At 69.3% G+C, this 15,287-nt stretch carries 13 protein-coding genes; 11 read left to right on the top strand and 2 right to left on the bottom strand.

The features are described 5' to 3' along the window. Positions 1-82 precede the first annotated feature (82 nt). The 5 genes from EDF69_RS04380 (at position 83) to EDF69_RS04360 (ending at position 6,192) form a co-directional block, all read left to right on the top strand. Positions 83-703, top strand: a complete 621-nt coding sequence (locus EDF69_RS04380; RefSeq protein WP_132882344.1) for a LysE family translocator — start codon at positions 83-85, stop codon at positions 701-703. Between the two features lie 73 nt (positions 704-776). After that, positions 777-1,853, top strand: coding sequence for a phenylalanine--tRNA ligase subunit alpha (pheS, locus tag EDF69_RS04375; protein WP_132882343.1), 1,077 nt, complete (start codon positions 777-779; stop codon positions 1,851-1,853). Continuing rightward, on the top strand, positions 1,850-4,228 hold the full coding sequence (gene pheT, locus EDF69_RS04370; RefSeq protein WP_132882342.1) for a phenylalanine--tRNA ligase subunit beta: 2,379 nt from the start codon (positions 1,850-1,852) through the stop codon (positions 4,226-4,228). The genes pheS and pheT overlap by 4 nt, the downstream gene beginning before the upstream one ends. Further along, positions 4,221-5,093: an aldose 1-epimerase family protein gene (locus EDF69_RS04365; RefSeq protein WP_339538004.1), complete on the top strand. Its 873-nt coding sequence runs from the start codon at positions 4,221-4,223 to the stop codon at positions 5,091-5,093. Before pheT ends, EDF69_RS04365 begins: the two co-directional genes overlap by 8 nt. Positions 5,094-5,217: 124 nt before the next feature. Next, complete coding sequence (locus EDF69_RS04360; RefSeq protein WP_132882340.1) at positions 5,218-6,192, top strand: glycosyl hydrolase family 43; 975 nt, start codon at positions 5,218-5,220, stop codon at positions 6,190-6,192. Positions 6,193-6,196: 4 nt separating this feature from the next. Here the strand turns inward: EDF69_RS04360 and EDF69_RS04355 are convergent, their stop codons facing one another. Both EDF69_RS04355 and EDF69_RS04350 read right to left on the bottom strand, forming a co-directional pair. Beyond that, a complete protein-coding gene (locus EDF69_RS04355) occupies positions 6,197-6,499 on the bottom strand; it encodes a hypothetical protein (protein ID WP_132882339.1) in 303 nt (100 codons plus the stop codon). After that, positions 6,442-7,011, bottom strand: coding sequence for a lysozyme inhibitor LprI family protein (locus EDF69_RS04350; RefSeq protein WP_132882338.1), 570 nt, complete (start codon positions 7,009-7,011; stop codon positions 6,442-6,444). Before EDF69_RS04350 ends, EDF69_RS04355 begins: the two co-directional genes overlap by 58 nt. 193 nt (positions 7,012-7,204) lie before the next feature. Here EDF69_RS04350 and EDF69_RS04345 point away from each other — a divergent pair, with 193 nt between their 5' ends. From EDF69_RS04345 to EDF69_RS04320, 6 genes are all read left to right on the top strand, one after another. After that, positions 7,205-8,491 carry a thiamine pyrophosphate-dependent enzyme gene (locus tag EDF69_RS04345; protein ID WP_132882337.1) on the top strand — a complete coding sequence of 429 codons (1,287 nt, stop codon included), beginning with the start codon at positions 7,205-7,207 and terminating at the stop codon, positions 8,489-8,491. A 50-nt stretch (positions 8,492-8,541) separates the two neighbouring features. Beyond that, on the top strand, positions 8,542-9,546 hold the full coding sequence (locus tag EDF69_RS04340) for an alpha-ketoacid dehydrogenase subunit beta (protein WP_132882481.1): 1,005 nt from the start codon (positions 8,542-8,544) through the stop codon (positions 9,544-9,546). Further along, positions 9,546-10,907 carry a dihydrolipoamide acetyltransferase family protein gene (locus tag EDF69_RS04335; protein WP_132882336.1) on the top strand — a complete coding sequence of 454 codons (1,362 nt, stop codon included), beginning with the start codon at positions 9,546-9,548 and terminating at the stop codon, positions 10,905-10,907. Before EDF69_RS04340 ends, EDF69_RS04335 begins: the two co-directional genes overlap by 1 nt. A gap of 62 nt (positions 10,908-10,969) precedes the next feature. Beyond that, positions 10,970-12,208 (top strand): class I SAM-dependent methyltransferase, encoded by a 1,239-nt coding sequence (locus EDF69_RS04330; RefSeq protein ID WP_132882335.1) that lies wholly within the window; start codon positions 10,970-10,972, stop codon positions 12,206-12,208. 281 nt (positions 12,209-12,489) lie between these two features. Next, complete coding sequence (locus tag EDF69_RS04325; protein ID WP_239555290.1) at positions 12,490-13,833, top strand: MATE family efflux transporter; 1,344 nt, start codon at positions 12,490-12,492, stop codon at positions 13,831-13,833. A 91-nt stretch (positions 13,834-13,924) separates the two neighbouring features. Beyond that, a complete protein-coding gene (locus EDF69_RS04320; RefSeq protein ID WP_132882334.1) occupies positions 13,925-15,142 on the top strand; it encodes an argininosuccinate synthase in 1,218 nt (405 codons plus the stop codon). The last annotated feature ends 145 nt before the right edge of the window (positions 15,143-15,287 follow it).

The raw sequence follows: 15,287 nt of genomic DNA, 5'->3' as shown, positions 1-15,287 counted from the left end.
ATGGGGCGTCGGTGGCAACACCGGCGCCCTTTTCGTTTTCGCCCGCGGCCATTCGGCGGCCAGGGCAAGTGAGGAGGCACGAATGGCGATGCACCTCTGGTGGCTCTACGTCACCGCCGTGTTCCTGATCGCGGGCACCCCCGGTCCCAACATGCTGCACGTCATGGTGCAGAGCATCCACCACGGCCCGCGCCGCGCAGTCTTCTCGATGGCCGGGCTGATGAGCGCAGTGCTGCTGTGCCTGGTCGCCTCGGCGCTCGGGCTGGGCGCGCTGCTCCAGGCCTCGCCGCGGCTCTATGGTGCGCTGCGCTTCGCCGGCGCCGCCTATCTGATCTGGCTGGGGATCAAGGCCTGGCGGGCCCCCGTGTCCGGTGCCGCGAAGGCGGAAGGCTTCCCCCGCAGTCGCCCGGGCGGGCTCTATGTCGCCGGCCTCGGCACCGGTCTCTCCAATCCGAAGCTGATTGTCTTCGCCGCGGCCCTGTTCCCGCAGTTCCTCGACCCGACACGCCCCTTCTGGCTGCAGCTCGCGATTCTCGTCGCGACCTTCGTGGTGATCGAGGGCGGCTGGTACGCCGCCTATGCGCTGGGCGGCCGCTCGCTCGCCCGCTGGCTGGCGCCGCCGCGGCGGCAGCGGCTGTTCAACCGTGCGACGGGGTCGCTGTTCATCGGCTTCGGTGGCCTTCTGCTCGCCGCCCGAGCCTGATGCCGGCCCGGAACGGCTTGACCTGAGCCGCCGACTAAGGTTCGGACCTTCCAATCTTGCGAACGGAATTCTGATGACCACCGATCTCGAACAATTGCGAGCCGACCTGCTGGCGGCGATCGACGCGGCCGCCGGGCTCGACGCGCTGGAGGCGGTGCGCGTTCACGCGCTCGGCAAGCAGGGCGCCGTCACCGGCCTCCTCAAGACGCTCGGTGGCATGACCCCCGAGCAGCGCCAGGCCGAAGGCCCGCGCATCCATAGCTTGCGCGAGTCGGTGACGGAGGCGATCGCCACCCGCAAGGCCGGGCTGGAGCAGGCCGCCCTCGACGCCCGCCTCGCCTCCGAGACGCTCGACATGACCCTGCCGGTCGACCGCGTTGCTCCCGGCAGCGTCCACCCGGTCAGCCAGGTCATGGACGAGCTCGCCGAGATCTTCGCCGACCTCGGCTTCGCGGTCGCGACCGGTCCCGAGATCGAGGACGACTGGCACAATTTCACCGCGCTCAACATTCCGGAGACGCATCCGGCGCGCGCGATGCACGACACCTTCTACCTCGCCGGCGAGCACGAACGGCCGATGGTGCTGCGCACGCATACCTCGCCCGTGCAGATCCGCACCATGCTGTCGCAGAAGCCGCCGATCCGCATCATCGCGCCCGGCCGCGTCTATCGCTCGGACAGCGACGCCACCCACACGCCGATGTTCCACCAGATCGAAGGACTGGTGATCGACAAGGGCATCACGCTTGCCCACCTCAAATGGACGCTGGAGACCTTCCTCAAGGCGTTCTTCGAGCGCGAGGACATCGTCCTGCGCCTGCGCCCCAGCTACTTCCCCTTCACCGAGCCTTCGGCGGAGGTCGACATCGGCTACACCATGCAGAAGGGCAAGCGCGTGGTCGGCGGATCGGAAGGCTGGATGGAGGTGCTGGGCTCCGGCATGGTCCATCCCAAGGTGATCGCCGCCTGCGGCCTCGACCCGGACGAATACCAGGGCTTCGCCTTCGGCACCGGCGTCGACCGGCTGACGATGCTCAAATACGGCATGGACGACCTGCGCCCGTTCTTCGACGGCGACCTGCGCTGGCTGAAGCACTATGGCTTCTCGGCGCTTGACGTGCCCACGCTGTCGGGGGGAGTGGGCGCATGAAGTTCACCCTTTCCTGGCTGCGCGAGCACCTCGACACCGACGCCGCGCTCGACGCGATCCTCGACGGCCTGACCCGCGTCGGGCTTGAGGTCGAAGGCGTCGAGAACCCGGCCGCGCGCCTCAACGGCTTCCGCGTCGCCCGCGTCCTCACCGCCGAGCGCCATCCCCAGGCCGACAAGCTCCAGGTGCTGTCGGTCGATGCCGGCGACGGCCCGCTCCAGGTCGTCTGCGGCGCGCCCAACGCGCGCGCCGGCCTGGTGGGCGTGTTCGGCATGCCGGGCGCGGTGGTCCCCGCCAACGGCATGGAGCTGCGCGTCGCCGCCATCCGCGGTGTCGAATCCAACGGCATGATGTGCTCGACGCGCGAGCTCGAGCTCGGCGAGGACCATGACGGCATCATCGAGCTGCCGGCCGATGCGCCGGTGGGCACGACCTTTGCCGACTATGCCGGCCTTGACGATCCCGTCATCGACGTGGCGATCACGCCCAACCGCCAGGATTGCATGGGCGTGCGCGGCATCGCCCGCGACCTCGCCGCCGCCGGCCTCGGCACGCTGCGCCCGCTCGACGCGGTGATCGGCGGACTGCCCGCGATCGTGCCGCAGGGCGCCGGCCCCGACGTGTCCACCCAGGACGCAGAGGGCTGCCCCGCCTTCTTCGCCCAGACCGTCGCCGGCGTCACCAACGGCCCCTCGCCCGACTGGCTGCAGCGCCGGCTGACCGCAGTCGGCCAGAAGCCGATCTCGGCGCTGGTCGACATCACCAACTTCGTCATGCTCGGCCTCGGCCGCCCGCTGCACGTCTATGACCGCGCCAAGCTCGAGGGCGGTCTGGTCGCTCGGCATGCGACCGCGGGCGAGCAGGTGCTGGCGCTTAACGGCAAGACCTACACGCTCGACGGCGGCGAGACCGTGATCGCCGACAATGCCGCCGTGCACGACATCGGCGGCATCATGGGCGGCGAGCATTCGGGCGTGTCGGAGACGACCACCGACGTGCTGATCGAGTGCGCCTATTTCACGCCGGAGACGATCGCCCGCACCGGCCAGAAGCTCGCGCTCACCTCCGACGCGCGCCAGCGCTTCGAGCGCGGCGTCGATCCCGCCTTCCTCGACGAGGGGCTGGCGATCGCCACCCGCCTGGTGCTCGCCCTTTGCGGCGGCACCCCGAGCGAAGTCACCCGCGCCGGCGAGCCGCCGGTTGCGCCGCGCCTCGTCGCCTATAACCCGAACCTCGCCGAGACGCTCGGCGGTCTCGCGGTCGCGCCCGAGCGTCAGCAGGAGATCCTCGAACGCCTCGGCTTCGTGGTGGATCTGGAATGGAACGTGGTGGTGCCGAGCTGGCGCCGCGACATCGACGGCCCGGCCGACCTGGTCGAGGAAGTGATCCGCATCGAGGGCATCGACAAGGTCCCCTCGACGCCGCTGCCCCGCCCCGCCGGCGTCGCCCGCCCGACAGCCACGCCCGAGCAGAAGCTGGAGCGTCGCCTGCGCCGCTCGGCCGCTGCGCGCGGGCTCAACGAGGCGATCACCTGGAGCTTCATCGCCGAGGATGCGGCCGCACCCTTCGGCGGCGGCGCCTGGAGCCTCGCAAACCCGATCAGCGAGGACATGAAGGTCATGCGCCCCTCGCTGCTCCCGGGGCTGCTGTCGGCTGCGAACCGCAACCTCAAGCGCGGCGCCACCGGCGTACGGCTGTTCGAGATCGGCCGCCGCTACCTGGGCGAAGGCGAACGCCTGACGCTCGGCGTCGTCCTCGCCGGCGAGCAGCGCAGCCGCGGCTGGCAGGCGGGCAAGGCAGCCGCCTTCGACGCGTTCGATGCCAAGGCCGAAGCGCTCGCGCTGCTGGAGGCCGCCGGTGCGCCGGTCGCCAACCTCCAGGTCATGGACGGTGCGGGCGATGCCTATCACCCCGGCCAGTCCGCGACGCTGCGGCTCGGGCCGAAGACGGTGCTCGCCGCCTTCGGCACGCTCCACCCGCGCATCGCGAAGGCATTCGACCTCTCGGGCTCCGTCGTCGCAGTCGAGCTGTTCCTGGACGCGCTGCCGGGCAAGCGCGGCACCGGCTTCATGCGCCCGGCCTATGCGCCGCCAGCCTTGCAGGCGGTGACGCGCGACTTCGCCTTCCTGGTCCCCGCCACCGTGAGCGGCGACGCGCTGGTGCGCGCCGTGCGCGGTGCGGACAAGGCCGCGATCGTCGACGCGCGCCTGTTCGACGTCTTCACCGGCGCCGGGGTCGACGAAGGCATGAAGTCGCTCGCGATCGAAGTCACGCTCCAGCCGGGCGACAAGAGCTTCACCGATGCGGAGATCAAGGGCGTGGCCGACAAGGTCGTCGCCGCCGCCGCCAAGCTGGGAGCCACCTTGCGTGGCTGATCGGGTGGAGATCGGCAACGGCACGCTCACGGCGGCGATCCACCCGCTGGGTGCCGAGCTCGTGTCGCTGCGCGATGCGCAAGGCCGTGAGCTGATGACCGATGCCGATCCCGCCTATTGGACCGGCCACGCGCCGATCCTGTTTCCGATCGTGGGCCGGCTGGCGGGCGACCGCTACCGGCTCGACGGCCGCGACTATCCGCTGCCCCAGCACGGCTTCGCCCGCCGCCGCAGCTTCACGCTCGCGGAGCAGGCAGCCGACCGCGTCCGCTTCCGGCTTGAGGACGATGCCGAGAGCCGCGAAGTCTACCCCTTCGCCTTCGCCCTCGACGTCACCCACGCGCTCGACGGCGCGACGCTCACCACCACCGTCACGGTCACCAACCGCGACACCCGCGACCTGCCGGCCAGCATCGGTTTCCACCACGCCTTCGCCTGGCCGCTTCCCTATGGCCGCCCGCGCGACGCCCACCGCCTCACCTTCCCGGAGCACGAGCCGGCAAGCCTCGCCTCAATCGAGGAAGGTCTGATCGCCCCCGCCCCACGCCCGAGCCCGCTCCAGGACCGCCTGCTGCCCCTCTCCGACGACCTCTTCACCGAGGATGCGCTCGTCTGGCAGCAGCTCGAAAGCCAGTCGCTCCGCTACGACGCCGGCGAAGGCCCTGCGCTCGAAATCGGCTTCCCCGACACCCCCATGCTCGGCATCTGGACCAAGCCCGGCGCCGCTTTCGTCTGCGTCGAGCCCTGGCACGGCATCGCCGATCCCGTCGGCTTCACCGGCGAGATCTGGGACAAGCCCGGCATGATGCGCGTGGCCCCCGGCGCTACCCGCAGTGCCGTCATGTCGGTGACGCTGCTGCCCTGACCGGGCGACGCTGGACAAAGCCGGCCCTCTCCTATTTGTATGATCAAAAGATCATCGGGAGAGAGCCATGCGAGTCCTCTGGAAGCGCGGTGTCGTCGCGGCGCTAGTTGTCCTTGCGGCAGCCATGCCCGCAACCGCGCAGGTGGCGCCCGGCGGCCCCGTGACGCCATACGTCGATCCGGCGAAGGCATATCTCTTCGCCCACATGACCAAGGAACGCTACGGCGTCCTCTATTACTCGGTCAGCCTCGACGGTTTCCACTGGACCCGCCTCAACGGCGGCAAGCCCGTCTCTGCCGACTATCACGGCCACGCCTCGATCGCCCAGGGCCCCGACGGGCGCTACTATCTGGTCGGCAACAACAGCGACGAGGACCCCCTGATCCGCTTCTGGGTCTCCGACGACCTCGTCCGCTGGAAGCCGTTCGGCACCTACCGCCCCGACCTGAAGAACATCCCCGGCCACCCGCACGCCATGCAGCGCATCGGCGCGCCCAAGCTCCTGTTCGACAAGCCGTCGCGCCAGTTCCTGCTGACCTGGCACACCCCAAATGAGGACGGCAACCGTGAGGATCCGGAACGCTATTGGGCCAGCCAGCGCACGCTCTACGTCCAGTCCCCGGACCTCAAGACCTTCGCCGCCAGGCCCCGGCGCCTGTTCAGCTGGGACATGGCGACCATCGACACCATCCTCCAGCCCGATCCCCGCGGCGGATACTGCGCGGTCCTCAAGGACGAACGCTACCCGTCCTATGAATGGACCACCGGCAAGACGATCCGCATCAGCTGCGCCGCGAGCCTGCTCGGCCCCTATCCGCTCCCCGGCGCGCCGCTCAGCCCCAATTTCCGCGAGGCGCCGACGCTGATCCGTTCGCCCGACGACAAGGACTGGCTGCTCTTCTACGAACAATATGCCGGCACCAGCTACGGCCTCTCGATGGCGCCGACGCTGCAGGGGCCGTGGTACCAGGTGTCCGGCAACAGCGGCGTTCCCGAATGGAACCGCTACGAAATGCCCGCCGGCACCCGCCACGGATCGATGTTGCCGATCAGCCGCAGGCAGTATGACGCCCTGCGCGCCGCCTTCCCCGCAAGCTGAGGCGTCAGCGCGACTTGCGCCGCAAGAGGACCGCGCCGGCCACCAGCCCCAGCACCAGCAACAACGGCAGTTCGAACAGCCACCATCGGTCGTCGCCGTTCATCTCCCAGGGCCAGGCCGCCCGGCACCCGGTGGAATTGGGTGCATAGCCGCACGCCATCGAACGCGCGAAGCTCGAGACCAGGAACGCCAGGGCCGCGATCCCGGCGGCGAGCACGAACAGCAGGTTCGACAGCGCGCGCACCGCGATCAGCCCGCCATCGGCTGCAGCGTGATCCGCCGCCGCACCGTCTCGTGCAGCAGGCACATCGGCACCTCGACCATGTCGATCGTCCCGCCGGTCCGCTGCTCTTCGCACTCCGCGTCACGGCGCTTGATCCAGGCCCGCTCTTCGACCCGCAGCTTCGCCTGCTCCGCCGGCCCACGCTTGGCCATCGCCGACTTGTAGGCCGCGTTCAGCCGCGCGTCCTGCACCGCCAGTTCGTCCCGCACGCACGCCCCCATCGCCACCGACACGCCCTTGGCCGCATCGCCGGAGTTCAGGCACGCCTCCAACGCGGGCGAAAGCTGCGCCTCGACGTCCGCCTCGGTGATGTCGAGTGCCGGCAGCTTCTGCGGCAGGGCCGTCGCGGTCGGCTCGGGCGAAGCGACGGGCGCGGTGGCTGTCGGTACCGGCGCGACCGTCGCCATCGCTTCGGGAACAGGCTCCGTCGCCGCATTGTCGGGTGCGGCCGTACCCCCGCCGTTGCAGGCAGTGGCGAGCAGGATCAGCGCCAGGCCGAAGCCGCGCGTCGGGAGGGGGGTGGAGAGCATGGCCATGCCGCTCCATAGGCCGCCATGGCCGCCAGCGCGAGCGAAGCGGGTGCACCTGCCGCCGGAAACCACCCGATCGCCGCGACGCTGCACCGCAGCGACGATCCTGGCTTCCGCCGGGCTTTGAAATTTTATAACACTCGCTTGAAACGAGTCTGCGCGGGGTTCCGGCTCCGGACGGCAGGCCTAGGAGAGACGAGTGAGCGAAGAGTCGCTGCGACCCAATCTGCCGCCCCTGGCGCTGCACGTGCCGGAGCCCCGCTTCCGCCCCGGCGATCCCGTCGATTTCGCGGAGGTCGCCATCCCCCCCGCCGACGCGGCCCGCCGCCCCGACACCAGCGCGCCTGCGGCCGAGTTCCACGAGCTCGCCTACACGCTGGTGCGCGTGCTGGACGAGGACAACCAGGCTGTCGGCGCCTGGAACCCGCGCCTCGCGCCAGAGGTGCTGCGCCGCATGCTGCGCTCGATGGCCCGCACCCGCGCCTTCGACGAGCGCATGTTCCGCGCCCAGCGCCAAGGTAAGACCAGCTTCTACATGAAGTGCACCGGCGAGGAGGCGGTCGCCGTCGCCGCGACGCTGGCGCTCGACTATGAGGACATGTGCTTCCCCAGCTATCGCCAGCAGGGGATCCTCATCACCCGCGACTATCCGCTGGTCGAGATGATGAACCAGATCTACTCGAACAGCGGCGACAAGCTCCACGGCAAGCAGCTGCCGATCATGTATTCGGCACGCGACACCGGCTTCTTCTCGATCTCGGGCAACCTCACCACCCAATATCCGCAGGCTGTGGGCTGGGCGATGGCATCGGCGGCCAAGGGCGACACCCGCATCGCCGCCGCCTGGTGCGGGGAAGGATCGACCGCGGAGGGCGACTTCCACTCCGCCTGCACCTTTGCCGCCGTCTATCGCGCGCCCGTCATCTTCAACGTCGTCAACAACCAGTGGGCGATCTCCAGCTTCTCAGGGTTCGCGGGCGCCGAGGCGACGACCTTTGCCGCGCGCGCGATCGGCTATGGCATCGCCGGCCTGCGCGTCGATGGTAACGACGCGCTCGCGGTTTACGCCGCCACCAAATGGGCGGCCGAGCGCGCCCGCACCAACCAGGGGCCGACGCTGATCGAGCATTTCACCTATCGCGCCGAGGGGCACTCCACCTCCGACGATCCCTCGCAGTACCGCTCCGCCGAGGAAGCGACCGCCTGGCCGCTCGGCGATCCGATCGCCCGCCTGAAGGCGCACCTCGTCGCGATCGGCGAATGGGATGACGAACGCCACGCCGCGATGGACCGCGAGGTCGCCGAGGAAGTCCGCGCCGCGCAGAAGGAGGCCGAGAAGAACGGCGTGCTCGGCCACGGCCTGCACCAGCCGCTCGACAGCCTGTTCGACGGCGTGTTCGAGGAGATGCCCTGGCACCTGCGCGAGCAGCAGGCGCAGATGCTCGCCGAAGAGGCCGCCTCCGGCCGGCCGTGGGCGCGCAAGTGAGCGAGGAAGCAGCGATGGCGGACACCGCCGCTCCGGGCGAAACCGCGCCCATGAACATGATCCAGGCGATCAACTCCGCGCTCGACGTCATGATGGCACGCGATCCGGACGTGATCGTGATGGGCGAGGACGTCGGCTATTTCGGCGGCGTGTTCCGCGCGACCGCCGGTCTCCAGAAGAAATACGGCAAGACTCGCGTCTTCGACACGCCGATCACCGAGACCGGCATCGTCGGCGTCGCGATCGGCATGGGCGCCTACGGCCTGCGCCCCGTGCCGGAGATCCAGTTCGCCGATTACATCTATCCCGCGCTCGACCAGCTCGTGTCGGAAGCGGCCCGCCTGCGCTACCGCTCGGCCGGGGAGTTCATCGCGCCGATGACAGTGCGCTCCCCGTTCGGCGGCGGCATCTTCGGCGGCCAGACCCACAGCCAGAGCCCGGAAGGCATCTTCACCCATGTCTCCGGCATCAAGACGGTGATCCCGTCGACGCCCTATGACGCCAAGGGCCTGCTGATCGCCGCGATCGAGGACAACGATCCGGTCCTCTTCTTCGAGCCCAAGCGCATCTACAACGGCCCGTTCGACGGCCATTGGGACCGCCCGGCGAAAAGCTGGGCGGGGCATTCCGCCGCCACCGTTCCCACCGGCTACTACCGCGTCCCGCTCGGCAAGGCGGCGGTGGTCCGCCCGGGCGAGGCGCTCACCATCCTCGCTTATGGCACCATGGTCCATGTCTGCCAGGCCGTGGTCGAGGAAGCCGGCGTCGACGCCGAGATCCTGGACCTGCGCACCCTCGTCCCCCTCGATATCGAGGCGATCGAGGCGTCGGTGAAGAAGACTGGCCGCTGCATGATCGTGCACGAGGCGACCCGCACCTCCGGCTTCGGCGCCGAGCTGTCGGCGCTGGTGCAGGAGCGCTGTTTCTACCACCTGGAGGCGCCGATCGAACGCGTCACCGGCTTCGACACGCCGTACCCGCACAGCCTGGAATGGGCCTATTTCCCCGGCCCCGTTCGCATCGGCGAAGCGCTCAAGAAAGTGATGAGGACCTGATGGCACGCTTCAGCTTCCGCCTGCCCGACATCGGCGAAGGCATTTCCGAGGCGGAGATCGTCGCCTGGCACGTGGCCATCGGCGATCGCGTCGAGGAAGACGGCCGCATCGCCGACATGATGACCGACAAGGCGACGGTCGAGATGGAGAGCCCCGTCGCCGGCATCGTGATCGAACTCGCTGGCGAACCCGGCGACTCGATCCCGATCGGCTCGACGCTGGTGGTGATCGAAACCGAGGCGGAGACCGAAAGCGACACCGTCGTCGCGGAAAACCCCGGCGTGGAAGTCGCGACGGACGCCACCCCCGCCTGTCTCACTCCGCCCGAGGCGGACGGCGCCGCGTCCACGCTCCCCGACAGTACCCCGGCGGAGGCCGGGGCCCAGTTGGGAGACGCCCGCGAGGAAAGCGCAGCACCCGCCACTAAGACCAACGATGCTGGGCCCCGGCCTTCGCCGGGGTACGAAGAGGGGCAAGGGCACAAGCATCCCATCCTCGCCTCCCCCGCAGTCCGCGCCCGCGCCCGCGACCTCGGCATCGACCTGTCCCAGGTTCGCACCGAATCCGACCGCGTCCGCCACTCGGACCTCGACGCGCACCTCCGCTACGGCCAGGCCCAGGGCTATCACGCGCCCAACGCCAGCCGCGCCCGCGACGACCAGCCGGTGAAGGTCATCGGCATGCGCCGCCGCATCGCCGACAACATGGCCGCGTCCAAGCGCCACATCCCCCACTTCACCTATGTGGAGGAGGTGGAGGTCACCGCGCTCGAAGCCATGCGCGCCGACCTCAACGCCAACCGCGGCGACCGGCCCAAGCTCACCCTGCTGCCGCTGTTCATCGCCGCGCTCTGCCGCACGCTTCCCGACTTCCCGATGCTCAACGCCCGCTATGACGACGAGGCCGGGGTAGTCACCCGCCACGGGCGCGTGCACATGGGCATGGCAACGCAGACCGATGCCGGCCTGATGGTACCCGTCCTCCGTGACGCGCAGGACAAGAACGTCTGGCAGCTCGCGGCCGAGATCACCCGCCTGGCCGAGGCCGCCCGCACCGGCAAGGCGCGCTCGGAGGAGCTGTCGGGTGGCACCATCACCGTCACCTCATTGGGGCCCCTGGGCGGCGTCGCCACCACTCCTGTCATCAACCGGCCGGAAGTCGCGATCGTCGGTCCCAACCGCATCGTCGAGCGCCCCGTGTTCGTCGACGACGGGCGCGGCGGGGACATGATCCGGCGCGCCAAGCTCATGAACGTGTCGATCTCGTGCGACCACCGCGTGGTGGACGGCTGGGATGCGGCGAGCTTCGTCCAGGCACTCAAGAAGCTCTTGGAAACGCCCGTGCTGCTGTTCGCCGACTGAGCGGGAGGTATAATCGAACCGAGCGGTAGCTTTCCGCCCCCGAAACGATTAGCCTCGCCGCCATGGCACTGATCGACATGTTCTTCGCGCGGGCCGTTCAAAAGGGCCAGCTGACCGTCCACCATGCCAACGGGAGTACCGGCCGCTTCGGCACGCCGGACCCCGGCTTCCCCGACGTCACGATCCGCTTCACCGATCGCAAGGTCCTCACCTCGATCGTGCGGGACCCGAGCCTCGGGGCGGCGGAAGCCTTCATGGACGGGCGCCTAGTGATCGAGCAGGGCGACATCCGCGACCTGTTGGTCCTGTTCAAGAAGAACAACCTCTGGGAGGCGGGGGAAAGCAAGCTCAAGGCGCGCGGCATGCGCCTCGTCGCCAACGCCGTGCTCCACCGGCTCGATCGCTACAACCAGGCCCGCCAGTCGAAGCGCAACGTCGCCCATCACTACGACCTGTCGGACCGGCTCTACGACCTCTTCCTCGACGTCGACCGCCAGTACAGCTGCGCCTATTTCACCGATCCCGCGGTCAGCCTCGAACAGGCGCAGGTCGACAAAAAGGCGCACATCGCCGCCAAGCTCGCGCTGCGCCCGGGCATGCGCGTGCTCGACATCGGCTGCGGCTGGGGCGGCATGGCGCTCTACCTCCACCGCAAGACCGGTGCCGAGGTGCTGGGCGTCACTTTGTCGGAGGAACAGCTCAAGGTCGCCCGCCGCCGCGCGGAGGAAGCGGGCGTCGCCGACAAGGTCCGCTTCGAGCTGATCGACTATCGCGCGGTCCAGGGCCAGTTCGACCGCATCGTCTCGGTCGGCATGTTCGAGCATGTCGGCCCGCCGCAATACCGCACCTTCTTCGCCAAGTGCCGCGAGCTGCTCACCCCCGACGGCGTGATGCTCCTCCACACCATCGGCCGCGCCGGCGGGCCCGGCGTCACCGACCATTTCACCGCCAAGTACATCTTCCCCGGCGGCTACATCCCGGCGCTGTCGGAGATCGTCCGCGCGCACGAGGGGAACAAGATGTTCCTCACCGACGTGGAGGTGCTGCGCCGCCACTATGGCTTCACCCTCGCCCATTGGTACGACCGCGCGGTTGCGGCCAAGCAGGCGATCGTCGACCTCTACGACGAGCGCTTCTTCCGCATGTGGACCTTCTATCTCGCCGGGTCGCAGGTCAGCTTCGACTATGGCGGCATGGTCAACTACCAGCTCCAGTTCGCCCGCTCCCGCGACGCGCTGCCACTCACCCGCGACTATATGCTGGAGGAGGAGCGGCGCCTGCACGAGGTGGTGGAGGCCTGATGCAGACGATGATGCCAACCCCCACATCCGTTCGTGCTGAGTAGGGGCTGAGCCCGTCGAAGCCCCGTATCGAAGCCCCCCCCCCCCAAGCCTTCCCGTTTGTTTCGAGTAGCCGTCGAGCTTGTCGAGACGGCGTATCGAGAAAGCGGTTGCCGCACCTCTCTCGATACGGGCTCTCGACAAGCTCGATCCCTACTCGAGACAAACGGGGAGGAGCAGAACATCGGCCTGTGCCTCACACCGCTTGCACCCGGCCGCTCGACCATAGCAGGGGCAGCCCCATGACCACGCCCACCCCGCTCACCCGTACCTCGATCTTCCAACAGGCGTGGCCGATCATGCTCGGCCAGACCACCGTGCCGCTGGTCGGCATGGTCGACACGGTCGTCATTGGCCGCACCGGCGACGCCGCCGCCTTGGCAGGCGTCGCGCTCGGCACCACCGTCATCAACTTCCTGTTCTGGAGTTTCGGCTTCCTGCGCATGGGCATGACCGGCATGACCGCCCAGGCCCAGGGGGCGGGCGATACCGAGGAGGTCCGCGCGATGCTGCTGCGCGGCCTGGCGCTCGGCTTCGGGCTCGGCGTCGCGCTGTTCGCGCTCCAGCTGCTGCTGGTCCCGCTCGCCTTCGCGCTCTTGGCAGGCGGCGGCGCGCTCGATGCGGCGGCGAGCGGCTATGTCAGCGGCCGCTTCGTGGGGGCGCCCGCCAGCCTCGGCGTCTTCGCGCTCAACGGCTGGCTGCTCGGGCTCGGCCGCACGCGCGCGGCGCTGCTGCTCCAGATCGCGATGAACCTCGTCAATGCCGTGCTGGACATCTGGTTCGTCTGGGGGATCGGCCTCGGCGCACGGGGCGTCGGCCTCGGCACCGCCTGCGCCGAGTGGAGCGCGCTGCTGCTCGGCATCTTCCTCGCGCTGCGCATCCTCGGCCCCGGCGCCCTCACTGGCCTCGGCGCGCGGCTGTTCGATCGCGACAAGCTGCGCCGGCTGTTCGCGGTCAACGCCGACATCATGGTCCGCACCGTCGCCCTGCTGGTGCTGTTCGGCTGGTTCGCCAATGCGGGCGCGCGGCTGGGGGCAGTCCCGCTCGCGGCCAACCACGTGCTGATGCAGTTCGTCTCCGTCTCCGCCTTCGTGCTCGACGGCTTCGCCTTCACCGCCGAGTCGCGGATCGGCGAGGCGATCGGCCGCGGCGCGCGTGCGGAGCTTCTGCGCGCCACCCGCTTGACGGGCGAGTTCACGCTCGCCGCCGGCGCCGCCTTCGCGCTCCTGATCCACGTCGCCGGCGTGCCGCTGATCGCCGCCGTCACCGACAATGCCGAGGTCCGCGCCCACGCGATCGCGCTCCTGCCCTTCGCCGCGCTGGTGCCCTTGGTCGGCGCCCCCGCCTGGCTGCTCGACGGCGTGTTCATCGGCGCCACCGCCGGCAAGAGCCTGCGCGACGCCGCCGTCGCCGCCACCCTGCTCTACCTCGCGACCGATCTGCTGCTGAGGCCGTTGGGCGCGGTCGGCATGTGGGTCGCGCTGCTCGCCAGCTACCTCTATCGCGCCGCCGGCCTCGGCCTCGCGCTCCCGCGGCTGGTGCAATCCGTCGGCCAGCCGCTTGCGGAAGCGCCGCGCGAGGCATAGAGCGCGCGCGCAACCTGCCCGCGTGAGAAGCGCCGGCCCGCCCTGCCACCGGCACGCGGGCCCCGGTGAGGGCATTTCGGAGAATGAGCTGATGGCCGACAAGATCAATCGCGTGGTGCTCGCCTATTCGGGCGGCCTCGACACGAGCGTGATCCTGAAATGGCTGCAGACCGAATATCAGTGCGAGGTGGTGACCTTCACCGCCGACCTCGGCCAGGGCGAGGAGCTCGAGCCCGCCCGCAAGAAGGCCGAGCTGATGGGCGTGAAGCCCGAGCACATCTTCATCGACGACCTGCGCGAAGAGTTCGTGAAGGACTATGTCTTCCCGATGATGCGCGCCAACGCGCTCTACGAGGGGCTGTACCTGCTCGGCACCTCCATCGCGCGCCCGCTGATCGCCAAGCGCCAGATCGAGATCGCCAAGATGGTCGGCGCCGACGCTGTCAGCCACGGCGCGACCGGCAAGGGCAACGACCAGGTCCGCTTCGAGCTCGGCTATTACGCGCTCCAGCCCGACATCAAGGTGATCGCGCCTTGGCGCGAATGGGACCTCACCAGCCGCACCGCGCTGATCGACTTCGCCGAAAAGAACCAGATCCCGGTCCCCAAGGACAAGCGCGGCGAGAGCCCCTTCTCCACCGACGCGAACCTCCTCCACACCTCGTCCGAGGGCAAGGTGCTCGAGGATCCGTGGGAAGAGGTGCCGGACTATGTCTTCTCGCGCACCGTCAACCCTGAGGACGCGCCCGACCAGCCCGAGATCATCACCGTCGATTTCGAAGGCGGCGACGCAGTGGCGATCAACGGCGAGGGGCTTTCGCCCGCGACCCTGCTCGCCAAGCTCAACGACCTCGGCCGCACCCACGGCATCGGCCGCCTCGACCTGGTCGAGAACCGCTTCGTCGGCATGAAGAGCCGCGGCATGTACGAGACCCCGGGCGGTACCATCCTGCACGCCGCGCACCGCGCGATCGAGCAGGTCACGCTCGACCGCGGCGCCGCCCACCTCAAGGACGAGCTGATGCCGCGTTATGCGGAGCTGCTCTACAACGGCTTCTGGTTCTCGCCGGAGCGCGAGATGCTCCAGGCCGCGATCGACCACAGCCAGACCAAGGTCACCGGCACCGTCCGGCTGAAGCTCTACAAGGGCGGCGTCCACGTCATCGGCCGCAAGTCGCCCTATTCGCTCTATTCGGAAAAGGTCGTCACCTTCGAGGACGACCAAGGCGCCTATGACCAGCGCGACGCCGCCGGCTTCATCAAGCTGAACGCGCTGCGCCTGCGCCTGCTCGGCCGCCGCGACCGCTAAAGGCTTCGTGGGGCCGGTGCAGCCGCGCCGGCCCCGCTCCTTTCCTCCCCATGTCGCAGCTTCTGCCCCCCTCCTCGCCGCGCGCCGGGCGGCACGCCGACGCGCATTCGCTTGCCGCCGGGCAGATGCCGGGTAAAAGCGGGCC

Source organism: Sphingomonas sp. JUb134 (assembly GCF_004341505.2).
Lineage (GTDB): Bacteria > Pseudomonadota > Alphaproteobacteria > Sphingomonadales > Sphingomonadaceae > Sphingomonas.
Note: the sequence above shows the minus strand (reverse complement) of the source record. Positions and strands in the feature narration are given on the sequence as shown.